The 21924-nt window shown below is 65.0% G+C and carries 20 protein-coding genes; 11 read left to right on the forward strand and 9 right to left on the reverse strand.

Annotated features, from left to right (window positions below; translation table 11 throughout):
* Nucleotides 1–45: 45 nt before the first annotated feature.
* A complete protein-coding gene (locus P9254_RS23745; protein WP_278057212.1) occupies nucleotides 46–1002 on the forward strand; it encodes a LysR family transcriptional regulator in 957 nt (318 codons plus the stop codon).
* 189 nt (nucleotides 1003–1191) lie between these two features.
* On the opposite strand, the gene P9254_RS23750 is transcribed toward P9254_RS23745, so the two are convergent.
* From P9254_RS23750 to tssH, 9 genes are all read right to left on the reverse strand, one after another.
* On the reverse strand, nucleotides 1192–1899 hold the full coding sequence (locus P9254_RS23750; RefSeq protein ID WP_066989406.1) for a GntR family transcriptional regulator: 708 nt from the start codon (nucleotides 1897–1899) through the stop codon (nucleotides 1192–1194).
* Nucleotides 1900–2017: 118 nt separating this feature from the next.
* On the reverse strand, nucleotides 2018–2764 hold the full coding sequence (locus P9254_RS23755; RefSeq protein ID WP_278057213.1) for an aspartate/glutamate racemase family protein: 747 nt from the start codon (nucleotides 2762–2764) through the stop codon (nucleotides 2018–2020).
* Between the two features lie 11 nt (nucleotides 2765–2775).
* A complete protein-coding gene (locus P9254_RS23760; RefSeq protein ID WP_066989044.1) occupies nucleotides 2776–3498 on the reverse strand; it encodes an ABC transporter ATP-binding protein in 723 nt (240 codons plus the stop codon).
* Complete coding sequence (locus P9254_RS23765; RefSeq protein ID WP_095800997.1) at nucleotides 3495–4274, reverse strand: ABC transporter ATP-binding protein; 780 nt, start codon at nucleotides 4272–4274, stop codon at nucleotides 3495–3497. Before P9254_RS23765 ends, P9254_RS23760 begins: the two co-directional genes overlap by 4 nt.
* 3 nt (nucleotides 4275–4277) lie before the next feature.
* On the reverse strand, nucleotides 4278–5258 hold the full coding sequence (locus P9254_RS23770; RefSeq protein WP_095776296.1) for a branched-chain amino acid ABC transporter permease: 981 nt from the start codon (nucleotides 5256–5258) through the stop codon (nucleotides 4278–4280).
* 7 nt (nucleotides 5259–5265) lie between these two features.
* Entirely contained in the window at nucleotides 5266–6132 is an 867-nt protein-coding gene (locus P9254_RS23775; protein WP_095800998.1) for a branched-chain amino acid ABC transporter permease, read from the reverse strand.
* Between the two features lie 80 nt (nucleotides 6133–6212).
* Entirely contained in the window at nucleotides 6213–7415 is a 1203-nt protein-coding gene (locus P9254_RS23780) for an ABC transporter substrate-binding protein (protein WP_066989051.1), read from the reverse strand.
* A gap of 282 nt (nucleotides 7416–7697) precedes the next feature.
* Nucleotides 7698–8006 carry a hypothetical protein gene (locus tag P9254_RS23785; protein WP_278057023.1) on the reverse strand — a complete coding sequence of 103 codons (309 nt, stop codon included), beginning with the start codon at nucleotides 8004–8006 and terminating at the stop codon, nucleotides 7698–7700.
* A 96-nt stretch (nucleotides 8007–8102) separates the two neighbouring features.
* Entirely contained in the window at nucleotides 8103–10898 is a 2796-nt protein-coding gene (gene tssH / locus P9254_RS23790) for a type VI secretion system ATPase TssH (protein ID WP_278057214.1), read from the reverse strand.
* A 331-nt stretch (nucleotides 10899–11229) separates the two neighbouring features.
* Here tssH and tssA point away from each other — a divergent pair, with 331 nt between their 5' ends.
* The 10 genes from tssA to tssK are packed head-to-tail and all read left to right on the forward strand — an operon-like array spanning nucleotide 11230 to nucleotide 21923.
* Nucleotides 11230–12429, forward strand: a complete 1200-nt coding sequence (gene tssA, locus P9254_RS23795; protein WP_067327623.1) for a type VI secretion system protein TssA — start codon at nucleotides 11230–11232, stop codon at nucleotides 12427–12429.
* 5 nt (nucleotides 12430–12434) lie between these two features.
* Nucleotides 12435–12971, forward strand: a complete 537-nt coding sequence (gene tssB, locus P9254_RS23800) for a type VI secretion system contractile sheath small subunit (RefSeq protein ID WP_066989057.1) — start codon at nucleotides 12435–12437, stop codon at nucleotides 12969–12971.
* A 3-nt stretch (nucleotides 12972–12974) separates the two neighbouring features.
* Nucleotides 12975–14480, forward strand: coding sequence for a type VI secretion system contractile sheath large subunit (gene tssC / locus P9254_RS23805; RefSeq protein WP_066989059.1), 1506 nt, complete (start codon nucleotides 12975–12977; stop codon nucleotides 14478–14480).
* Between the two features lie 59 nt (nucleotides 14481–14539).
* Nucleotides 14540–14989 (forward strand): Hcp family type VI secretion system effector, encoded by a 450-nt coding sequence (locus P9254_RS23810; RefSeq protein ID WP_170950255.1) that lies wholly within the window; start codon nucleotides 14540–14542, stop codon nucleotides 14987–14989.
* Nucleotides 14976–15728, forward strand: coding sequence for a type VI secretion system baseplate subunit TssE (tssE, locus tag P9254_RS23815; protein WP_095776299.1), 753 nt, complete (start codon nucleotides 14976–14978; stop codon nucleotides 15726–15728). Before P9254_RS23810 ends, tssE begins: the two co-directional genes overlap by 14 nt.
* A gap of 1 nt (nucleotide 15729) precedes the next feature.
* On the forward strand, nucleotides 15730–17604 hold the full coding sequence (gene tssF, locus P9254_RS23820; RefSeq protein WP_278057215.1) for a type VI secretion system baseplate subunit TssF: 1875 nt from the start codon (nucleotides 15730–15732) through the stop codon (nucleotides 17602–17604).
* Nucleotides 17568–18650 carry a type VI secretion system baseplate subunit TssG gene (gene tssG, locus P9254_RS23825; protein ID WP_278057216.1) on the forward strand — a complete coding sequence of 361 codons (1083 nt, stop codon included), beginning with the start codon at nucleotides 17568–17570 and terminating at the stop codon, nucleotides 18648–18650. The genes tssF and tssG overlap by 37 nt, the downstream gene beginning before the upstream one ends.
* Complete coding sequence (tagH, locus tag P9254_RS23830) at nucleotides 18647–20095, forward strand: type VI secretion system-associated FHA domain protein TagH (protein WP_278057217.1); 1449 nt, start codon at nucleotides 18647–18649, stop codon at nucleotides 20093–20095. The genes tssG and tagH overlap by 4 nt, the downstream gene beginning before the upstream one ends.
* A gap of 3 nt (nucleotides 20096–20098) precedes the next feature.
* Nucleotides 20099–20551 carry a type VI secretion system lipoprotein TssJ gene (tssJ, locus tag P9254_RS23835; protein WP_066989071.1) on the forward strand — a complete coding sequence of 151 codons (453 nt, stop codon included), beginning with the start codon at nucleotides 20099–20101 and terminating at the stop codon, nucleotides 20549–20551.
* 37 nt (nucleotides 20552–20588) lie between these two features.
* On the forward strand, nucleotides 20589–21923 hold the full coding sequence (tssK, locus tag P9254_RS23840) for a type VI secretion system baseplate subunit TssK (protein WP_278057218.1): 1335 nt from the start codon (nucleotides 20589–20591) through the stop codon (nucleotides 21921–21923).
* Nucleotide 21924 lies beyond the last annotated feature (1 nt).

Consider the following 21924-nt stretch of genomic DNA (forward strand, 5'->3'; position numbering starts at 1 on the left):
CGACCGCTTTGTGCCGGGAACTATCCGCGATAATCTCAATGGGTCATGAAGCAAAACTTCACAGTCCGGCATGGCGCCCTCGACGGCGTCGAGGCGTTCCTGAGCGTCGCCAGGCATCGCAATTTCCGCAAGGCGGCGGCGGAGCTCGGCGTCACGCCATCGGCGATCAGCCAGGCGGTGCGGACATTGGAAGCTCGCATCGGCGCCGCGCTGTTCGTCCGCACGACACGCAGCGTCGGCCTGACCGAAGCCGGCGAGCGTTTTTTCTCGCGTGTCCGGCCAGCCTTCGAGGAATTGGTAGCAGCAAGCGAGGTCGCGCGCGAAGTCGGCCAGCGGCCGGCTGGGCTTTTGCGCCTGTCGGTACCGCCTGCGGTGGTGCCGACGCTGCTGGAGCCGATGATCGCGTCCTTCTGCCAGGCCTATCCCGAGATCGAGCTGGAGATCGTCGCTAGCGGCGAGCTGGCGGACCTCGCAGCCGAGGGATTCGACGCCGGTATCCGGCTCGGCGACCTCATCGCGGCCGACATGGTCGCGGTTCGACTGACGCCGTCCTTCCCGATGGTGGTCGTCGGCAGTCCCGACTATCTACGCCAGCGAACAACGCCGGAGCGCATCGAGGATCTGCGCCACCATGCCTGCCTGCGCCTGCGCCGATCGAACGGTTCGGTCGCGCCGTGGCGCTTCGCCAAAGGCAACAAGGCGGTCGAGGCAATCGTTTCCGGGCCGTTCATTGCACACGACTATCCCACGCTGCTTGGCGCTGCGATCCAGGGCGCCGGGCTTGCCCAGGTGCCAAGCCCGATTGCCGCCGCGGCGCTCGCGGACGGGCGCCTCGAAACGCTGCTTTCGGCCTTCGCCGCGACATCGCCGGGTGTCTTCCTCTACTACCCGGAAAAACATCAGGTCCTGCCCAAACTGCGCGCATTCATCGATCACATCAGGCATCGAGGCGGCGCCGAGACCTCCCGAAAACGGCCGCGGGAACGGCAGACTCAGGCCTAACGCATCAGCCGACCTGGCAGCGATCAGCGACTGGATGGGGCGGCGATAGCGCAGGCCGGCTTCAAAGTATCGGTGGTGCGGCTTCCGCAGGTGCATGACACGGTGAAGCAAGGCCTGATCACGCCGCGGGTCGCGCTGACCTCGCGCCAGGGGTGTCAGCCTATCTTGGCCTAACCGGGCTCGCTTCCTTCAGGCGCGGAGCAGATCAGCGAGGCTGTCGGACTTCTCGACCTTGTCGGTAAGATCGAGCCCCGAGAGCAGATCGACCAGATGGCTGTTCATCAGCGCCGCGGCGTCGGCGCTGTCGCCGGCTTCAATGGCGTCGACCAACGCGTGATGGGCATGTTTCTCGCAGGTCGCGTCGCGGCGTTTCCAGTAGAGCGCGATGATCAGCGAGGAATGCGAGACGAGGTCGCGCACGAAGTTGGTGAATACCGAATGCGCCGCGATCTCGGCGATGCCGACATGGAAGCGCGCCGACAGCATGATGGCGTCGCTGTCGCGACCGGCATGCAGCGCCTCATGCTCCTTCTCCAGGTGCATTCGCAATTGCGCGATGTCGGAGGGCACCGCAGCCTTTGCGGCGAGCGCCGCCACCTTGGGTTCGATCAGTGCCCTCGCCTCGAACACTTCGCGCGCCTCGATCTTCGAGGGCTGTGCGACGAAGGCGCCGCGGTTGGGCTCCAGCCGCGCCAGCCGGTCATGCGCAAGGGCTTGCAAGGCGGCGCGGACGACGGTGCGACTCACCGAATAGATCGACGCCAGCTCGTCCTCCGGCAGCTTGGTGCCCGGCGCAAGACGATGGCTGACGATGGCGTCTCTCAGCCCATAGTAGATCGGCGACCAGCGCGCTGCCGGCTTGTCGTCGCGATCGTCTTCTCTGAGTACCGTCAACATGCTTTCAATGCGCAGGCCCGATACGGCCCGCTCTGCCCCCAAATCGCCAGCGGCCGGTCCAATCTAATGGCGCTCGCGCCCCGGTCAATCCCGCGGGACCGATCTCCCGGGGCCGCGTTTACCCAGGCGAACCGGCGCCCGGGGGAGACGCCGAAGCGAAGATGCCCGCGAAACGCTTGCCTCGCGGGGCGGCATAGCCGCCGATCTTCGATGTCTTCAAGCCGACCTTGAACAGGCTCTCGGCCAGGGTGACGGCGCAGACGACGCCGTCAAGCACCGGAACGCCATGCTCTTCCGACAGGCTGTGCGCAAGGTCGGCCATGCCGGCGCAGCCCAGCACGATCGCCTCGGCGTGATCCTCGCGAATGGCGCGCGCGATCTCGTCCGAGATCCGATGCCTGGCGTTCGAGCCTGGCCGTTCAAGCTCGAGCACGGCGACTTCCGACGAGCGCACTTTGGCGCAGCGCGAGGAAAGACCGTATTTCGCAAGGTTGTGCTCGATGGCGGGGACTGAGCGGGCAAGCGTGGTGACGACGCTGAACTTGCCGGCGACAAGGCTGGCGAGATGGAAGGCCGCCTCGCCGATGCCGATGACCGGCGCTTCGGTCGCGCAGCGCGCGGCGTCGAGCCCGGTATCGTCGAAGCAGGCGATCACATAGGCATCCGCCGCCGGGGCCTTCCTCATCTCGGCAATGATGCCCGGTACGGCGAACACCTCGTCGAAATAGCCCTCGATGCTCGGCGGACCATCGGCCGGATTGACAGCGACGATTTCGGTTCCTGATGAGGCGACGCTTGTCGCCGCCTTGCCGATCTTGCCGGTCATCGAGGCGGTCGTGTTGGGGTTGATGACGAGTATGCGCATTAAAATCAGCCTCAGATCTCGCCGCCGAGATAAAGACGTTTGACCCGGTCGTCGCTCAGCAATTCGGCGGAGTTGCCGCTCAGGGCGACGCTGCCGGTGGTCAGCGCATAGGCGCGCTGCGAAATGCGAAGCGCCATGCGGGAATTCTGCTCGACCAACAGAACGCTGACCTTCTCGTCGCGGTTGATGGCGACAATCGAGCGGGCGATGTCCTGGACAAGTTTTGGCGCGACTCCGAGCGACGGCTCGTCGAGCAGCAAAAGCTTCGGCTTGGCCATCAGCGCGCGGCCGATGACCAGCATTTGCTGTTCGCCGCCGCTCATCGTGCCGGCAGCTTGGGAGAAGCGCTCCTTCAGCCGGGGAAAGCGCCCCAGCACCATCTCCAACGTCGCCGCGATCTCGGCCTTGCTCGAGCGCGTGAAGGCACCCATCAAAAGGTTGTCCCTGACCGTCATATAGGGAAAGACGCGGCGCCCTTCCGGCACCATGGCGATGCCCATCTTGACGATCTCGTCTGGAGCGGCACCGTCGATGCGCTTGCCGCTGTAGTGGATCTCTCCGGACCTTATCCGGTTGAGCCCGGTAATGGCGCGCAGGATCGACGACTTGCCGGCGCCGTTGGCGCCGATCAGCGCGACGGTCTCGCCCTCATTGACCTCGAGCGAGACGCCCTTCAGCGCATATACGTGATCGTAATAGAGTTCGACGCCGGCGAAGTTCAGGATCTGGTTCATAGCCCGATCGCCTCGTCTTCGCTGCCGAGATAGGCTTCGATGACCTTCTCGTTGGCCTGGATTTCCGACGGTGTTCCCTCGGCGATCTTCTGCCCGAAATTGAGCACCACGATACGGTCCGAGATCTTCATCACGGCCGGCATGTCGTGCTCGACGAGCAGGATGGTGAGGCCGAGATCGCGCAGGCGCCGCACCATCGCCACCATGCGCATCGTCTCGTCGTGATTCATGCCGGCAAAGGGCTCGTCGAGCAGCAGGATCGAGGGATCGGTGGCAAGGCCGATAGCGATGCCCAGCGCCCGCAAATGGCCATGTGGCAGGTTGCGGGCGATCTCGCTGGCAAGCGAAGCCAGGCCGAGCAGCGCCAGGATCTCGTCGGCGGACTGGCCGAAAGCCGCTTCGTCGGCCTTGGCCGTGCCGGTGCCGAGAAAGAAGCCGACGAGGCTCGCCTTCGAGCGCAGATGATGCGCGATGATGACGTTGTCGCGCACGCTCATGTTCTTGAAGATCGTCGTTTCCTGGAAGGTGCGCACGACGCCCTTGCGCGCGGCGATATGCGGCGCCATGCCGGAGATGCGTTCACCCTTCAGGCGGACCTCGCCGGACGTTGGCCTGAGGAACGACGAGATCAGCTTGAACAGCGTCGATTTGCCGGCGCCGTTCGGACCAATGACCGAGAGAATCTCCTTCTCGCGCACCGAGAAGGAGACGTTGTTAACCGCGACGAGACCGCCGAAGCGCTTGGTGATGCCGGAAACTTCGAGCATTTCGGCCATGGCTCAAGCCTTCTTCCGGGTCGGAACCGTGAGGCTGAGCAGGCCGTTTGGCAGCACCAGCATCAAAACGATCATCAGGCCGGAATAGATCAGGAGCTGGAATTGGCCGGTCTGGAACAAGAGGTCCCAGCCGAAATAGAGCACCAGCGTGCCGAGCATCGGACCGAACACGTAGCCGAGGCCGCCGAGGAAGCAGTTCAGCATGAAGTTGACGGAATCGGTGACCGTGAAGCTCGACGGATAGATCGACTGCGAGATGGCGGCGAAGATGGCGCCGGCGAGACCGCCGAAGAAGGAGGACACCGCATAGGCGATGACGCGCAGATAGGCGATGTTGACGCCGATCGAGGAGGCGAGTTCCTCGTTCTGCTGCAGCGACTGGCAGAGCTTGCCGATGCGCGAGTTGACCAGCCGATACATCACCGCGAAGCAGCCCACCATCAGCGTGACCGCCAGCAGGTAGAACGCGAGCCGCGAATTCTGCAGCGTGGCGAAGTCCGGGATGATGGTCAGCCCGAAGACCGAGAGCGCGCCGGGCAGCGGGATGCTGACGATGCCCTTGGCGCCGTTGGTGATCGGCAGCGCCAGCGCCAAGAGCCGCACGACCTCGGTCAGAACCAGCGTCACCATGGCGAAATAGACGCCGCGCAACCGCAGGATCGGCAGACCGATCAACACGCTCGCGCCGGCGCAGAAGAGACCCGCGACAGGCAGCGTCAGCCAGAACGACCAGCCGTGGTTCATCACCAGTATGGCCGAGACATAGCCGCCCATCAGCGCATAGGCGCCCTGGCCGATATTGATGCGACCGATGTAGAAGGTGAGCCACACGCCGGCGCTGGCGATGCTGAGCAGCGCCACCGAAGTCAGCGTGTAGTAGAGGTCGATGCGGCCGCTGGCCGAGATCGCGGCCGGCACGGCGATGAAGACGATCGCCAGGAAGGCTGCGACCGAAGCGATCTTCATGTTGCGATTGCGGGTCATGGCGCGATCAACCCCACGGCTTGCCCATCAGCCCGTTGGGGCGGATCGACAGAAACACCATCAGGGCGGCGAAGATGACGAGGTAGGTGACGTCGCCATATTCGCGCAGCGCGGTCAGGCCGACCGATTCCATCATGCCGAGGATGAAGCCGCCGGCGATCGCGCCGCCGACGACGCCGGCGCCGCCGATCATCACCATCAGGAAGGCCTTGATCGAGATCGGGCCGCCAATGCCGGAATTGACGCCGGTGATGGTGACCAGCAGGCCGCCGACAACGCCCGCCAGCATGGCACCGAGCGCGAAGCCGATCATGGAATAGCGGTCGACCCTGACACCCATCAGCTGGGCCGCGACCCGGTCCTGGGCGAGCGCGCGCATGGCGCGGCCGACCCGGCTGTACTGCATGTAAAGGACAAAGGCGGCGATGAAGACGATGGCCAGAGCCCCGACAACCAGGCGGTCATAAGGCATGATGATGCCGGCTTCGTTGAAGACGCCCTTGACGATCTTGGGAACGCCGCGCTGCTTCTCACCGAACATGAGCAGGATGACGGCGTCGAAGAAGAAGGCCGTGGCCGCGGCGAGCAGCATGGTGCTCTCCTCGCGGTGACTGCGGCGGATGACCGTTCGAAAGAGGAACTTCTCCATCAGCGCGCCGATGACGGCAAGCGTCACACCGGAGGCCAGCAGCGCCACCACGAAAGGCAGGCCGAGTTGGCCGTAGACGGTATAGGTGATGAACCCGCCCAGAACGTACATCTGCCCGTGGGCGAAATTCAGCACGTTCATCAGGGCGAAGATCAGGGTTAGCCCGAGCGCGATCAGCGCGTACTGGGCGCCGAGATACAATCCGTTGGCGATGACCTGTTCCATGGATCCTTCGATCTTCCGCGGGGTCCGAGCATCACCCGGACCCCCGGCATTCGGGAGGAAGTAACCTTAGGAACCCAAACCTAGTCGACGGAGCCGACGAACAGGGTCTGGAAAGCGCCGTCCTTGTATTCGTTGACCACCATCGGCACGGCTAGCTGACGCTTCTGGCCGAAGGAGGTCGCGCCGACATAGCTCAGCTTGGCGTCGCCCTTGAGGAAGGGGTTGGGCGCCGAGAAGGTGTCCATGGTCTTCTTGAATTCGTCGACATTGTTGATGGCGGCCGGATTGGCCTTCATCGTCTCGATGATGTACTCCAACGCGTAAACCTTGGTGTTGGACTCGTCGTTATACTCGCCGAACATCTTGGTGTAGCGGGCGACGAACTCCTTCATCTCGTCGGACGCGATCTCCGGCGTCGAGGCACCGCCGACGGAGATGAAGCCGTTGGCGTATTCGCCGGCGCCCTCCTCCAGAACCTTGGCGTCCTGCGCCGTCTCGGTCGAGATCAAGCCCTCGAAGCCGAGCTCGCGGGCGGCGCGGATGAGCAGCGGCGCGTTGGCCGGCGCCACGCCCGACAGCACCAGCAGATCGGGCTTCAGCGCGACGATCGGGGTCAGCACCGGCGTGAAGTCGCGGGTGTCGTTCTGGTACGTGTCGTTCTGCGCGACGACGTCGAGCCCGAGCGCCTTGGCCGCCTCGACGCCGCTGTCACGCTGGCTGAGCGGGTCGGATTCGTTCGCGGCGACAAAGGCGATCGTCTTCACGCCCTTGTTTTCCTTGAGGTATTTATAGATCGCCGGGCCCGACTGGTAGTTGGCGATCATGCCGAGCACGGCGTTCGAGGCCGGCTTCTGGTAGAGCGCCTTCGGGAAGGCGTAGGGGAAATAGATGATGCCGTTGGCCTCGGCGACAGGGCGCACCGCAGCAGCGCCGTCATCGACATTGGGTCCGACGACATAGTGGATGCCCTCCTGCGCCATCTTCTCCATGCCGGCGATGGCGCGCTTGGGATCTTTCTGGTCGTCGAAGGTGACGATGTTGATGTTGTAGGTGTCGTCGCCGATCTTGACGCCGCCTTTTTCGTTGAGCCAGGCGGCGCGCGTCTGCATCGAGCGCACATTGGACGTGCCCCAGGCGGCGGCGGGACCGCTGGTGACACCAACAAAGCCGATCTTCAGTTCCTTGTTTTCAGCCTGCGCGGACGGGATGCCTATGGCGGCCATGGCCAGGGTCGAGGCGGCGCCAAGCACCAGCGATTTCAAAGTCGAGCGTCGGTTGATCATATCGGTTCCCTTCTGGTTATCGCGCTTTTGTTTTTGCTCATTGGCTGCGCGGATAGCCTATGGGAAGCCGCCTGGGACAGATTGTCAACAGATTTCTTTGTTATTGTATACAATGTTTGGGCTGAATGTGTGCGACGGCAGAGCGGCCCAACCGCGGGCCAGGCTGAGGACTGGCTGTCCGAACGGCCAGCCACCTCGGCGAACGATCAGTTCGCGGCATGATCAATGGAGGCGGTCGCGGCTTGCCGACGGCTGGCCCGTACGAATGGCGCGGGGCAGACCTTATTTTCCGCAGTGATGGTCGTTGATTTTGTTCAGCGCGTTCGCGTCCGGCCCCCTCCGGTGGTACGAACATGCGCCGGCCGCCGAAGTGACCAGCATGGCGTCATAGTAGCGCGGTCCGCCGAACAGGATGTCGATGAGGTCGCCTTGGGCCGGAACGTAGCGCTCCTGCTCGACCGGGCGCTTGAGCTGCCGGTCGCCGGCGAACGTCGCGCCGGACACGCCAATGGCCGTGGCCAGAACGAGAGCGGAGATCGCAAGGTTTTTCGTCATCGGCGGCACCCTTCCGGCCATTCGGATCAGCAGCATATCCAAAATCGCCAGCGGAGCAAAAGTTCCCCGACTCCACATTCAAAATAGCTTGGCCCGATTGGGCGCTACACTCCTTCCCCGGAGTTGCTGCGGCTACTCGAAGGAGTAGGTAAAACCTTCCTTGGACGCGCCGACGGTGACCTTCGTCATCTTCGCACCCTCCAGCGAGCGGTTGAGCACGCCGCGGCTGAGCTCCGGCAGCAGCGTGTTGGTGAGGATGGCGTCGATCATGCGGCCGCCGGACTCGATCTCGGTGCAGCGCGCCTTGACCAGGTCCATGACGCCGTCGCCGATGACCAGTTCGGCATCGTTGGTCGCTTTAAGCCGCCGCGCGATCTTGCCGAACTGATGGCGGGCGATCGCCTCGATCATCGAATCCGACAGTGGATAATAGGGTATGGTGACCACCCGACCGAGGAAGGCGGCCGGGAAAACTTTCAGCAGCGGCGTGCGCAGGGCCGCGTCGAGATCGTCGATGCCGGTCCGCACGGTGCCGCTCTTGGTGCGGTCCATGATGACGTCGGAGCCGACATTCGAGGTGAGCAGGATCAGCGTGTTCTTGAAATCGATGCGCCGGCCCTCGCTGTCGTCCATCATGCCCTTGTCGAAGACCTGGAAGAAGATCTCGTGGACGTCCGGATGCGCCTTCTCGACCTCGTCGAGCAGGATCACCGAATAGGGTTTGCGCCGCACCGCCTCGGTCAGGATGCCGCCCTTGCCGTAACCGACATAGCCGGGCGGCGCGCCCTTGAGCGTCGAGACGGTATGCGCTTCCTGGAACTCGGACATGTTGATCGAGATCAGGTTCTGCTCGCCGCCATAAAGCGTCTCGGCAAGCGCCAGCGCGGTCTCGGTCTTGCCGACGCCGGAGGGGCCGCAGAGCAGGAATACGCCGACCGGCTTTTCCGGCGCGCCAAGGCCGGCGCGGCTGGTCTGGACACGTTTGGCGATCATCTCCATCGCGTGATCCTGGCCGACCACGCGTTCCGAAAGGGTCGCGGCCAGCCTGAGCGCTTTCTCGGTCTGGCTGGACAGCATCCGACCGGTCGGGATGCCGGTCCAGTCCTGCACCACGGCGGCGACCGCATTGCGATCGACCGAAGGCAGGATCAGCGGCGTCTCGCCCTGCGCCGCGGCAAGCTCCGCCATCAGCTCGCGCAGCCGCGCGAGATCGGCAGACGAACCGGCCGATCCCTCGGCGATCGTCTCTCCGACGACCGCCTCGGGTTCGACCGCCTCGCCCTTCGCCGCCTTGGCTTTCGAGCCCTTGGATTTCGCGGGCTTGGTTTCAGCCGCCTTGCTCTCGGGCGCCTTTGCTTCGGCCTCCCCCGCCGCCGCATCGAGCGGCACACCTTCACCGCGCAGTTTAGCGCGCAGGTCAAGAATCTCGGCGACCAGTGCTTTCTCGCGATCCCAGCGCGCCTGGGCGGCGGCTAAGGTGGTCTCGGTTTCCGCCAGCCCGGCATCGACGCGAGCCTGACGGTCGGCGACCTCGATGCCGATCGCCGCCTCGCGGCCGATGATGCCACTCTCGACCTCCAGCGCCTGGCGGCGGCGCAGAATGTCCTCGACCTCGGCCGGCGTCGCATGCTGCGAGACCGCAACGCGCGCGCAAGCCGTGTCGAGCAGGCTGACGGCCTTGTCCGGCAGTTGCCTGGCCGGAATGTAGCGGTGCGAGAGCGCGACCGCCGCCTCGATCGCCTCGTCCAGTATCTGGACCTTGTGGTGCTGCTCCAGGACGCCGGCGACGCCGCGCAGCATCAGCACGGCCACAGCTTCCGACGGCTCCTCGATCTTGACCACCTGGAAGCGGCGCGTCAGCGCCGGGTCCTTCTCGATATGCTGCTTGTATTCGGCCCAGGTCGTGGCGGCTATGGTGCGCAGCTCGCCGCGCGCCAGCGCCGGCTTCAAAAGATTGGCGGCGTCGCCGGTGCCCGCGGCACCGCCGGCGCCGATCAGCGTATGCGCCTCGTCGATGAACAGGATGACCGGCACCTCGGAGGCCTGAACCTCGTCGATGACCGCCTTCAGCCGCTTCTCGAACTCGCCCTTGACGCTGGCGCCCGCCTGCATCAGCCCGACATCGAGCATGCGCACGCTGACATTCTCAAGCGTCGGCGGCACGTCGCCCTGGGCGATGCGGAGGGCAAATCCTTCGACCACCGCCGTCTTGCCGACGCCGGCCTCGCCGGTCAGGATCGGGTTGTTTTGGCGGCGACGCATGAGGATGTCGACGATCTGCCGGATTTCCGGGTCGCGGCCGACGACCGGGTCGATCTTGCCGTCGCGGGCGCGCAGCGTGAGGTCGGTCGCGTATTTGGCCAGCGCCGAATCTCCGCCCGGACCGCGCTTCATCGGCTGTTCGGCGGCGGCAGAGGCGGGAGGTGTGCCGGCTTCGAGCGAGCCTTCGGTGACATCGGCGAAACGGGAAACGACGCCGTCGGCATCGATTTTGTCGAATTCGGCGCTGATTTTCGACACCAGGCCTTCCAGTACCGGCGTCCTCAGGCAGGCCAGGAGGATATGGGCGCTGCGCACCTCCTCGACGCCGAACTCCAGCGTCGCCAGGTTCCAGCCTTCCTGGATGGCGTGGAAGATGTGATCGGAGAATTCCTCGACGGAGGTCGCGCCGTAAGGCAGCTTGTCGATGGCCCGGGTCATGTCAGCCGTCAGCCGGCTGACGTCCAACCCGGCATCGGCGATGATCATCTGCACGTCCGAGCGCTCGGACAGCACCAGTTGCTGGATGAAGTGGACGAGCTCCACATAAGGATTGCCGCGCAGCTTGGCCGTGTCGGCCGCGGCCTTGAAGGCGCGCACCCCCGTGGCGTTGAGCTTGGCGACCAGTTCCTTACGCTTGAAGCTCTGCGATGACCGGCGCTGTTCCATTCGAACCTGCTCCCGCAATCTGCCAACCGTACCCTGCCATATAAGCGGCGGCTTGACAAAGCCGTGTGACGGATAAGGCGTTTGGATCCATCCGGGCGGCACTGCCCGGTTACACAAGCTCTGCAATGTCGTGCAAAAATACCGGATTGCGGTCCGGGCTATGCGAGCCATTTCACATACCCGGCCCGGCAATCGCGCAATGGGTTTTGCTGAAAGAAACGGTCGCGTTTAGCATCCGTTAGTTTTTGAGCAGCTGCTCAATTGTCGTGACGCGAGGCCGGTGGTAACGTTGCGTCACATAGGGTCTCAGGGCCGCTGGCTGGGGGTTAGTGTGATTGATCTCGCACTCTGGCTGAATCCTCTGAACGGTGAAAATCCGTCGGGAGAGGACTTGCGTAACGACCCGGCCTTTCATGAGCTGGAGCGCCTGACCGAACAGCAGAAAAAGGTCGAATACGAAGGAAACAACAAATCGGAAGTCGATGTTCCGGTCGACTGGTCCGTCGTACTCACCAAGGCGGAGGAGTTGCGGTCGCACGGGCGGGACCTGCGCCTCCTCGTCCTGGTTGTGCGTGCCCTTGCCAACGAAGAACAGCTGGGCGGGCTCGCCGAAGGCCTGACGCTGATCGCCCAAACCTTCGACAGGCATTGGGAAACGATGCATCCGGCACTGCGCTCTGGCGCCACGCCGCGCGAGGCTGCCTTGCGGCGCATCAATGCGCTGATCGACCTGCAAAACAGCCAGGACGGGCTGCTCAAGGATCTGCGCGGCATGGTCTTCTTTGCGCCGCGCACGGTCGGCCCGATCAAGGGAGAGGACCTGGAGAAGGGCAGCCTCGACGAACACGTCATGCTGCAGGAGGCTGCTTCGGGACTGGGCGCGGCGGAAAAGGCGGCGCTGGTGAGCGGCCACAACCAGCTGGTGAACCGGGTGCGCACCGGGTGCAAGGCGCAAGTCGATCAGGCCGGCGAGGCGATGACCTCGCTGCTCGCCGACGCCCGCGCGGTGATCGCCGCTCTCGACGAGGTCGACGCCGCCCTCAACAAGCGCATCGACGGCAATGGCCCCGCCATTCCGGAATTGAGACGTTTCCTGCAGCGATTGCTGACGACGCTGGAGCGGAATTCCGCCGCCGGTGCCGGGGCGAACGGGGCCGCAAAGCCAATCCCGCAGCCGGCGGAACCGGCAGCGCCCGGCCCAAACGGCCATGGCGCCGAAAGGATGGGCGCCGAAGCGAGGGGAGCCGAATCGATGGCAAGTGTCGCAAGCTATGCGGAACCGGGCGCCGGGCTGCCCGACCGGATCACCTCGCGCGACGACGTCGTCAAATGCCTGGATCTCGTCGTCGCCTTTTATGACCGCACCGAGCCGTCGAGCCCGATCCCGCATCTCGCCCGCCGCGTGCGCCGCATGGTGCACATGGATTTCGTGGAATTGATGGAAGATCTCGCCCCATCGGGGCTGAAGGAGTTCCGGCTGCTTGCCGGTGTCCCCGATCCGAAGAAGCCGGCCCAGAAGGATGAAAGGTAACAAGCATGCCAGCAGAGAGCAAAGCGAAGGTCATCGAAAGAAACCGCGCCCCGCGCGTGCAGATCGCCTATGACGTCGAGACCTACGGCAGCCCGACAACGATCGAACTGCCGTTCGTCATGGCCGTGATGGCCGATCTTTCCGGCGCTTCACAGACCAAGGAAGCGGTGAAGTCAGTGCTCGACCGCAACTTCGTCGAGACCGACGCCAATCGGTTCCCGAAGTTCATGGAGGCCATGGGGCCGCGGGTGAAGGCACGAGTAAAGAACACACTCCCGCAAGCCGAAGGCGCCGAGCGGGACGAAGAGCTCGCGATCGATCTCACCTTCTCCAAGATGGGCGATTTCGCGCCGGACAAGATCGCTGAGCAGGTCCCGCAACTGGCCGAGATCCTCAAGATGCGCCGGCAGCTCGAAGAGCTGCTCGGCTTCATGGACGGCCGCGTCGACGCCGAAAAGCGCATCGCGCAGCTTCTGAACAACGAACCGCTGCTGAGCAAGATCGCCGGCCAGGCGATTTCTGAGGGCAAGGGCGAGGAGTAAGTCATGGCTGAACAGCAAAAAACCGCAGCCGCCACCGCCGAGGCGGAAGCGATTGACCTCGGCGAATTCAGCGGCCTCCTGGAAAAGGATTTCAAGGTCAAGAAGGACGACAGCGAGAAGCTCCAGCAGCTGGTGCGCAACCTGGCGCTGGCGGCGCAGTCGCGCTCCGAAACCACCACCATCTCGTCCAATGCGATCAAGTCGATCAAGTCGCTGATCGCCGGCATCGACAAGATGCTGACGACGCAGGTCAACGAGATCCTGCACGCGCCGGAAGTGCGCGAGATGGAAGGCACCTGGCGCGGCCTCTGGTATCTCGTCAACAACACCGAGACGGATACAAAGCTCAAGATCCGGGTGATGAACATCTCCAAGGAACAGTTGGCCGACACGCTGGAAGACTATGAAGGCCAGATGTGGGACCAGAGCCCGATCTTCAAGAAGGTCTATACGGACGAGTATTCGATGCTGGGCGGCGAGCCGATCGGCTGCATTCTCGGCGCCTACGAATTCTCGAACCATCCGCGCGACGTCGGCCTGCTGCGCAACATCTCCGGCGTCTGCGCCTCGGCGCACACGCCCTTCATCGCCGCCGCCTCGCCGCGCCTGTTCCGCATGGACAGCTGGCAGGAACTGCCCAACCCGCAGGACCTGCAGATGATCGTCAACAACCCGGCCTATGCCTCGTGGCAGTCGCTGCGCGAGAGCGAGGACGCCCGCTATATCGGCCTCACCATGCCGCGGGTGCTGGCGCGCCTGCCTTACGGCTCGGAAACCGTTCCGGTGAAGGGTTTCACCTTCGAGGAAGAGGTGGGAGGCGACCACAACAAATATGTCTGGATGAACGCCGCCTTCCCGATGGGCGTCAACATCAACCGCAGCCACAAGCTTTTTGGCTGGGGCACACAGATCCGCGGCGTCGAAAACGGCGGCACGGTGCTCAACCTGCCGGTGCACGCGTTTCCGACCGACGACGGATCGATCGCGATGAAATGCCCGACGGAAGTCGCTATCGACGACCGGCGCGAAGCGGAGCTCGCCAAACTCGGCCTGATGCCGATCCTGCACCGGAAGAACACTGACCTTGCGGCCTTCATCGGCGCCCATTCGCTGCAGGACGACGAGACCCGAGCCGGGCGTCTGGTCGATCCCGACGCGCAGGCCAACGAGCGGCTCAGCGCCAACCTGCCCTACCTGTTCCCGGTCTCGCGCTTCGCCCACTACCTCAAGGCGATCGCGCGCGACAAGATCGGCTCGTTCAAGGAACGCACCGACATGCAGATCTGGTTGACCGAATGGATCAACCGGTACGTGCTGGCCAATCCAGCCTTTGCCGACGACAAGGCGCGCGCCAAGCGCCCGCTCGCCGCGGCCGAGGTCCAGGTCGACAGTGTCGAAGGCCGGCCCGGTTACTACAACGCCCGTTTCTATCTGCGTCCGCACTACCAGCTGGAAGGCATCAATGCCTCGCTCCGGCTGGTGTCCGAACTGCCGTCAGTGAAGGGGTGAAATCGCAAGCATAGTCATCTTGTTTGGTTTGAGAGCGGTGGAGAAAGACAATGCCTTCAATGAAGATCGATGGTTTTCTGAAAGTTCCGGACATCAAGGGTCCCAGCGTGCGCGACGGCCACGAAGATGAGATCGAAGTCCATGGCGTCGACTACAAGATGATCGCGCCTTACGATCCCAATTCGCTCTCGCGCCGCGGGCGCGTATCCTTGGGGATGATCAAGTTCACCAAGCATTACGACAAGGCGTCGCCTTACCTGAAGAAGGCGCTGTTCGACAACAAGGCGCTCGACGAAGTGGTTTTTTCGGCGCGCCGCACCATCGACGGCGAGACCAGCGATTATCTGGTGGTGACGCTCACCGACGCTTCGATCATGGAATACGACATGAAGCAGGCCGATGACGAGGCCGACCTGATCGAGGAAGAAGTGAGCTTCGCCTACAAGAAGATCAAATTCGTCTACGACAAGGACGACGAGATCGAAATGGATGTCTATGTCGGCAAGTGAGGCCAAAAGGCCCGGCGCAAGGGCGCAGCTCGCCGGCAGTTCGCGAGCAAAGCGCGAGGCGGTCCAGCCCTCCCTCTGGGACCGCCTCATCAACGACCTGCCCGGGCTGACGTCGGAGATCGAGGGGCTGCGTCGCCTGCTGGAAGAAGAACTCGGCGCCGAGCGCGTCGAGGCTCTTCTTGCCGGCAGCGCACGCACCATCGATGCCGATGTGGAACTCACCCCCGACCAAAAGCGGCGCCTGCACCGTCTGGTGTTCCAGGCCGAACATCGGGCCGAGATCGAAAGCCGCGGCGTGGTGGTGTCGGCGCGGGTGCTCAGGGAAGCCGTCCGGCGCGACATCGAAGCCTTGTTCAACACCGAGCGCTTCGAGTCCGTTCCGATGCTTTCCGATGCCGAGCACGAACAGCCGCTGGACGAGCTGCCGTCGCTTGCCGACTTTCCGGAGGTGCGCCGCAGCGTCGTGAACTACGGAGTGCCGTCCTTCTCCGGCCGCTCCTCGCGGGACTTCGACCGCGATACCCTGGCGCGCGAGATCCGCGCGGTGCTCGCCACCTTCGAGCCGCGGCTCAAGGAAAGCGCCACGACGGTCAATGTCACCCTCGGCGACAAGAGCGTCGGCCTGAAGATCGAGATCGACGCCGTGCTGATCATGACGCCGACGCCGGAGCGCATGCGGCTGCGCACCACGATCAATCTCGACAACGGCCTGGCGCGAACCGAATTCCGGGAGACCTGAGATGGATCGGGTCTTCGTCGAATATTACGAAGAAGAACTGACCCATATCCGGGCGCTCGCGGCCGAATTCGCCGATATGCATCCGGCAGTCGCCCGCAATCTTTCCCTCGACACCGTTCCCTGCCCGGACCCCTATGTCGAACGGCTGCTCGACGGCGTGGCCTTCCTTGCCGCGCGCACGCGGCTGAAGGTCGACGCCGAGCGCTCGCGCTTCTCGCGCGCCGTGCTCGACGTGCTTTACCCGGACCTGGTCACCCCGGCGCCGGCAACGGCGATGGCGGTGCTGAAACCCGGCCAGCAAGTGCAGTCGATGATCGCCGGTCATACAGTCGCGCGCGGCACACGGCTGGTCTCCAGCCTGCATCCGGGGCTGTCGACGCGGTCAACCTTCAGCACCGCGCAAGAGATCACGCTATGGCCGATCGCGATCACCTCCGTCAGCTATTTCCAGGATCGCAGCGCGCTGGCTGCCGCCGGCATCGGCCCAGTCGCCGGCGCGCGCGGCGAGGCAGCGCTGCGCGTCACGCTTGCGCGGACCGGAAAGGGCAAGCTCAGCGAGCTGTCGCTCGACCGTCTCGATCTCTATTTCGCCGGTCGCACCAAGGCGCCGCTCCTGTTCGACGCGATCTTCGGGGCCTGCTCGGCCGTCGGCGCGCGGGCGGAAGGAAAGACCAATCCGCTATCGGCGCTGCCCGAGCCCGAAATGGTCGGCATCCGCGACGACGAGGCGCTGATGCCGCGCACCCGCCCGACCTTCGAGGGCTACCGGCTGCTGCGCGAATATTTCATGATCCCCGAACGCTTCCACTATGTGCGGGTCGCCGGCCTGCAGCCGGTGGTGCGCAGATGCGAGGCGGGGATGGAGATCATCTTCCTGTTCCGCCGCCCGGTGCCCGAGCTCGCCGACGTTGCGCCGGCCGATTTCGAGCTCTTCGTGACGCCGCTGATCAATCTCTTCGAGCGCGAATGCAACGTCATCGAGATCGATCCGCGCAGGACAAGGCAAGTGCTGCATGCCGATCGAACCAGAGCGCGCGATTTCGAGATCTTCCGCGTCACCCGAGTGGAGGATGCCGACGCGGAGGGCAGCGAGGCCGAGATTCCCGAGCTTTTCAGCCTGGGGCAGAACCGCGGCAGCGGCTGGGTGTATTCGACCGAGCGGCGCCCTCGCAGGGCCACCGAAGATGAGCGTCGCGACGGCCTGACTCGCACCTCCTACACGGGAGACGACGTTTTCCTCTCGGTGTCGCGCCCGGCCGGCAGCCCGGCCAACCGGCCGCTCAAGCGCCTCGACATCATGGCGCTTTGCACCAATCGCGACCTGCCGATCCTCGACGACACACCGACACTGACGCTGGAGACGGCGGACCCGGTGGAGGCCGTCAGGCTGCTCGGCGCGCTGCGGCCGCCCCAGCCGTCGATCCCGGCGTCGCTGCCGGCGGGCGCCGAAGGCGAATCCCGCGCCGACAATCTTGCCTGGCGGCTGGTGGCGCAGCTCTCGCTCAACTTCTTGAGTCTCGCCAAGGAAGGCCGCGGCGTCGATCCGCTGCACGCGCTGCTCGATCTCTATGCCGACCGCGGCGACCCGAGCCTCGCCCGCAACGTGCATTCGATCACCCGCATCGACTCGCGCCCGGTGATCGAGCGGCTCAAGATCGACGGGCCGATGTGCTTCGGGCGGGGCACGGAAGTGACGCTGCATGTCGACCAGTCGGTGCTGGCGGGGCAAAGCACGCTTTTGCTTTCGGCCCTGCTGGCGCGGCTGTTTGCCCGCCATGCCGGGATAAACGGTTTCGTGCTGACACGCACGCGGCTGCTGCAGAAGCAGGAGGATGTGCCATGGCCGATGACGCCCGGCAATCGCTACCTGATCTAGCGCGGCCCGCCCTGAGCGAAGCCGTCTCAGACGGAATCGGGGCGTTGTCGGAAAGCTTTGACTTCTTCGAGCTTCTGCGCCGGCTGGAGCAGAGGGGCGGGCTGTTCGGCTATTCCGGCCAGGCCAATCGCGAGCCGGCGCGGCTCGGCCAGCATGTCCGCCTGAGCTTCTCGGCCAGGGACGTGATGAAATTCCAGGAGGCGGGCGAAAAGGCTCCGGCGCGGGTGACCGTCGCCAATCTCGGACTGCTCGGGCCCGAAGGGCCGATGCCGCTGCATCTGACGCGCTGGGTGCTCGACCGGCTGTCGCAGCGCTGGTTCACCGGCACGCAAGCGGAGCAGACCAGCGATACAACCTTCGTCGACTTCGTCAACATCCTGCAGCACCGGATGATCGCGCTTTACTACCGCGCCTGGGCCGACGCACATCCGGCGGTGCAGGTCGAGCGCTCGATCGGCGGACGCGTCCGCGCCATGCTGGAAGCAATGTCGGGGATCGGCCTTCCCGGCACCCAGGATGCCGAACTCGACGCTGTGCGGCTGCGCCAGGCCGGATCGCTGGCCAGCCAGGTCGACGGTCCGGAACGGCTCACCTTGTTTCTTGCCACGGCCTTCAAGGTGCCGGTCGAGATCAAGGAATTCGTCGCTTCCTGGATCACCATACCGGCGGCACTGCAGAGCCGCGTCGGCAAGGCCTATGCGGCGCTCGGGCGCGGGGCGACGATCGGCCCGCGCGTCTTCAGCCGCCAGAGCCGGATCGAGTTGCGCGTCGGCCCGCTCGATCTCGACGACTTCAAGTCGTTCCTGCCTGGAGAGCGGCGCCTCGCCCTCTTCAAGAAAGCGGTGCGCGACATGATCGGCGAAGCGCTGGATGTCGATTTGCGCATCGTGCTTGCGCGCGACGCCGTGCCGCCGCCGAAGATCGGCACCGTCCAGCTCGGCCGAACCTCCTGGCTTGCTCGCCCCCCCGAGAAGGGAGACGCCGACGATCTCAAGCTCCGCACTGTCGTCGGCTGGCGGCCGGAAATGGCGGAGGCGGCCGCATGAGCCTGCTGCTGACGCTGGAACAAGGCCCGCGCTCCCAGGTGGTCAGGCAGACCCGGCTGGACGAAGGCGAACTGGTGATCGGGCGCAGCGCCGATGCCGGCTGGCAGATCGATGATCCGGACATGTTCGTGTCGCGCGCCCATTGCAAGATCAGCGGCGGCCGCGACGGCTACTTCGTCACCGACACGTCGAGCAGCGGGCTGTTCATCGACGATTCCGACAGCCCACTCGGCACCGGCAGGTCGGCACGGCTGCAAAGCGGCATGCGTTTGAGACTGGGCGACTACGTGCTCTATGTCGAGGTCCAGCCAAGCGCGAGCCAGACTTCGGTCGGTGAGGCCGCCAACCATTCCGCCGCCGCCTGGTCGGCGCCTCAGCCGCGATCTTCGCCCAGCATTGGCGGCGACGATTTCTTTTCGGCCAAGGTCGAGGAGGAGCCGCGGCGGCCGCGGCCGGCCGATCTGCCGGACCCGTTCGAGCAGCCTGTGCCCGGCGCGTATGACCGCGCCTCGAACCAGCGCAGTTCGCCCGCCTTCGACGACCGATTCAGCCTCGACCCGGTGGCGTCACAGGCCTCGGACGACGACTCGGCAACTGGCCGGTCCGATCCGTTCGGCTTCGGCGACATGCCCGCGCGCGGCGATACGGCGCAGCCGGCGCCGAAACCGACCGGCTTCGACGACTTCGGCTTCGGTCCCGCCGCGACGCCTGCCTCCGCCAACGGCGCGCATACGGCCCGTCGCAGCGAGCAGCCGGCCGAAAAGCCGCAGGTCGCTCCTCCGCGGGACTTGCCGGCGCGCACGCCCGAGCCGCCTCCCCCGCCGCGCCCGGCTCCCGCGCCCAGGCCGTCCCGTGCAGCTCAGCCTGTGCCCGGCGATATGGCGCTGCGCGCCGCCTTCCTGCGCGGCATGGGGGTCGAGGAGGCCGATTTTCTCGGGCGCGACGCGATCGCCGAGATGGAAAAATTCGGGCGCGAGTACCGGCTGATGCTGGACGGGCTGATGCAGCTTCTGCGCAAGCGCGCCGAGGAAAAGGGCAGCGCGCGCGTTGCCCAGACGGTGGTCGGCGCCTCCGAGGTCAACCCGCTCAAATTCCTGCCGACGGTCGAGGATGTCATCGTCACCATAATCTCGGAGCGCAGTCCCGGCTTCCTCTCCGGCGAGGCGGCGATCGGCGATGCGGTGAAGGATCTCGCGCAGCACCACGTGCGCGCCTGGCGCGGCGTTCAGGCAGCGCTGCGGCGCATGATCGACCGGTTCGATCCGGCGACGATCGAGGAAGAGCTGAAATCCAATTCCGCGATCGGCAACCTGCTTGCGGGCGGCCGCAACGCTAAGCTGTGGGAGCTTTACCAGAAACGCCATCGCGACATCGCCCAAAGCGCGGAATCGAGTTTCCTGGGCGAGATCGGCGCAGACTTCAGGGATGCATACGAAGAGGAGTAGGACATGATCGATCGACGCGAATTCATCGTTGCGCTCGGCGCGACGGGGCTGCTTGCGGCTTGCCAGAGCGGCCCGCCGAAACCATCGGTTATCTCGGTCAACGTGACCGGTGGCGCCGGCATGAATCCGGGACCCGGCGGCGGCGATCGACCGGTGACTGTGCTGGTGATGCGGCTTGCCAGCACCGGCAAGTTCAATTCGGCCGATTATTTCGCGCTGCAGGGCGATGCGGGGTCCGCACTTGGGGCCGACCTTATCGGATCCGATTCGATCTCCGTCGCACCGGGCAAGACGGCGGCCAAGACCATCACGGTCGAACCGAACGCGACGGCGCTCGGCTTCGTCGCGCTGATCCGCGAACCCGGCGGACGCAACTGGCGCACGACCAAGTCGGTGTCGGCGGGATCGAAATTCACCATCAACGTCACGCTAGGCGGCGGCGGTATTTCCGCCTGACGGCGAGACAGAAGTTGGCAGTGCAGAGAGCAGCGGCATGAGCGACGCAAACAGGGTGCTATGGTCCGAGGGGCTCTTCCTGAGAACCCAGCATTTCCAGCAGCAGGACCGGTTCTTCGAGGCGATGGTGCGGGGCGCGCTGCGGGCCGGCCAGCTCCATACGTTCGGCTTCCAGCAGCTAACGCTCGATCAATCGCTGCTCGATGCAGGCCAGGTTTCTATCGTGTCCGCCCGGGGTATTTTCCCCGACGGCACGCCCTTCTCCATCCCGGAAATGATGGACGCGCCGAAACCGCTGCCGGTCACGGCGGATACCGGCGCCGGGCCGGTGCTGGTCGCGCTGCCGCTCGAGCCGCCCGGCGGCGTCGGTTTCGACCCGGCGCATGCCGCGTCGACCGGAGCGCGCTATCACGGCAGGATCGTGTCGGTGCGCGATTCCGTGCAGGGCGGCGCCGACCCGGAAGAGATCGAGATCGCCCGCCCGCAAGCGGTGCTGCTTGCGCCCGGCAAATCCGTCGGCGGCTATACCGCGCTGCCGGTCGCCGACATCAAGGGCGTGCGGGCCGACGGCGGCGTCTCGCTCGACGAGAGCTTCCTGCCGCCGACGCTGATCACGGGCGCGGTCGCCTGGTATCGGCAACTGCTGCAGGAGGTCGTCACCGGTCTCGACCAGATCGCCGAAGCGCATGGCAAGATGGTGATGGGAGGCCCCGGCCGCAGCGTCGAGGACCTGCTGATGCTTCATCTTGCCAACGCGGCCAAGCCGCGGCTCGCCCACATGCTGGCGCAAGATGTCTTCCATCCGGCCGAGCTCTACCTCGAGCTCGCCGGCCTCGCCGGCGAAATGGCGACTTATGGCTCCAGCTCGCGCCGGCTCGGCGAACTGCCGGCCTATGACCACATGGCGCCCGGCCCTGCCTATATGGCCTTGGCGGACGCCTTGCGCTCGCTGATCCTCAGCCTGCGGTATATCGAGCCGAAATCGCGCGCGCTGCCGGTCATGCGGCATGCCACCAATGTCTGGAAGGTGCGCATCGACAACCCGAAGCTTCTGGTGGCCAGCCGCATCGTCATCCGCGTCGGCTCCGAACTGTCGGAAGACGCGCTGCGCAAGATCTTCGTCAACCAGGCCACCGTCGGGTCCGCCGACCAGTTCGAGGGGCTGTGGAAGTCGCGCCTGCCCGGCATTCCGCTGAAGCCGCTGCATTCGCAGCCGCGCGAGATTCCCTATGACGGCGACCGGCTGTGCCTGGAGCTGGACCAGAAGAGCGAGCATTGGGCCTCGCTGCTCGACGCCCCCGGTTTCGTCATCGGCGTTTCCGGCGTGCTGCCAAGCGAGCCGCAGGTCGACTGCTATTCGGTGAACAGGTGAG

Source organism: Mesorhizobium sp. WSM4983 (genome assembly GCF_029625765.1).
Classification (GTDB): domain Bacteria; phylum Pseudomonadota; class Alphaproteobacteria; order Rhizobiales; family Rhizobiaceae; genus Mesorhizobium.

Excerpts from the sequence above, each read along its gene's own strand:
- P9254_RS23745 (WP_278057212.1), top strand. The coding sequence starts at position 46 with ATGAAGCAAAACTTCACAGTCCGGCATGGCGCCCTCGACGGCGTCGAG.
- P9254_RS23750 (WP_066989406.1), bottom strand. The coding sequence starts at position 1,899 with ATGTTGACGGTACTCAGAGAAGACGATCGCGACGACAAGCCGGCAGCG.
- P9254_RS23755 (WP_278057213.1), bottom strand. The coding sequence starts at position 2,764 with ATGCGCATACTCGTCATCAACCCCAACACGACCGCCTCGATGACCGGC.
- P9254_RS23760 (WP_066989044.1), bottom strand. The coding sequence starts at position 3,498 with ATGAACCAGATCCTGAACTTCGCCGGCGTCGAACTCTATTACGATCAC.
- P9254_RS23765 (WP_095800997.1), bottom strand. The coding sequence starts at position 4,274 with ATGGCCGAAATGCTCGAAGTTTCCGGCATCACCAAGCGCTTCGGCGGT.
- P9254_RS23770 (WP_095776296.1), bottom strand. The coding sequence starts at position 5,258 with ATGACCCGCAATCGCAACATGAAGATCGCTTCGGTCGCAGCCTTCCTG.
- P9254_RS23775 (WP_095800998.1), bottom strand. The coding sequence starts at position 6,132 with ATGGAACAGGTCATCGCCAACGGATTGTATCTCGGCGCCCAGTACGCG.
- P9254_RS23780 (WP_066989051.1), bottom strand. The coding sequence starts at position 7,415 with ATGATCAACCGACGCTCGACTTTGAAATCGCTGGTGCTTGGCGCCGCC.
- P9254_RS23785 (WP_278057023.1), bottom strand. The coding sequence starts at position 8,006 with ATGCTGCTGATCCGAATGGCCGGAAGGGTGCCGCCGATGACGAAAAAC.
- tssH (WP_278057214.1), bottom strand. The coding sequence starts at position 10,898 with ATGGAACAGCGCCGGTCATCGCAGAGCTTCAAGCGTAAGGAACTGGTC.
- tssB (WP_066989057.1), top strand. The coding sequence starts at position 12,435 with ATGCCAGCAGAGAGCAAAGCGAAGGTCATCGAAAGAAACCGCGCCCCG.
- tssC (WP_066989059.1), top strand. The coding sequence starts at position 12,975 with ATGGCTGAACAGCAAAAAACCGCAGCCGCCACCGCCGAGGCGGAAGCG.
- P9254_RS23810 (WP_170950255.1), top strand. The coding sequence starts at position 14,540 with ATGAAGATCGATGGTTTTCTGAAAGTTCCGGACATCAAGGGTCCCAGC.
- tssE (WP_095776299.1), top strand. The coding sequence starts at position 14,976 with ATGTCGGCAAGTGAGGCCAAAAGGCCCGGCGCAAGGGCGCAGCTCGCC.
- tssF (WP_278057215.1), top strand. The coding sequence starts at position 15,730 with ATGGATCGGGTCTTCGTCGAATATTACGAAGAAGAACTGACCCATATC.
- tssG (WP_278057216.1), top strand. The coding sequence starts at position 17,568 with ATGGCCGATGACGCCCGGCAATCGCTACCTGATCTAGCGCGGCCCGCC.
- tagH (WP_278057217.1), top strand. The coding sequence starts at position 18,647 with ATGAGCCTGCTGCTGACGCTGGAACAAGGCCCGCGCTCCCAGGTGGTC.
- tssJ (WP_066989071.1), top strand. The coding sequence starts at position 20,099 with ATGATCGATCGACGCGAATTCATCGTTGCGCTCGGCGCGACGGGGCTG.
- tssK (WP_278057218.1), top strand. The coding sequence starts at position 20,589 with ATGAGCGACGCAAACAGGGTGCTATGGTCCGAGGGGCTCTTCCTGAGA.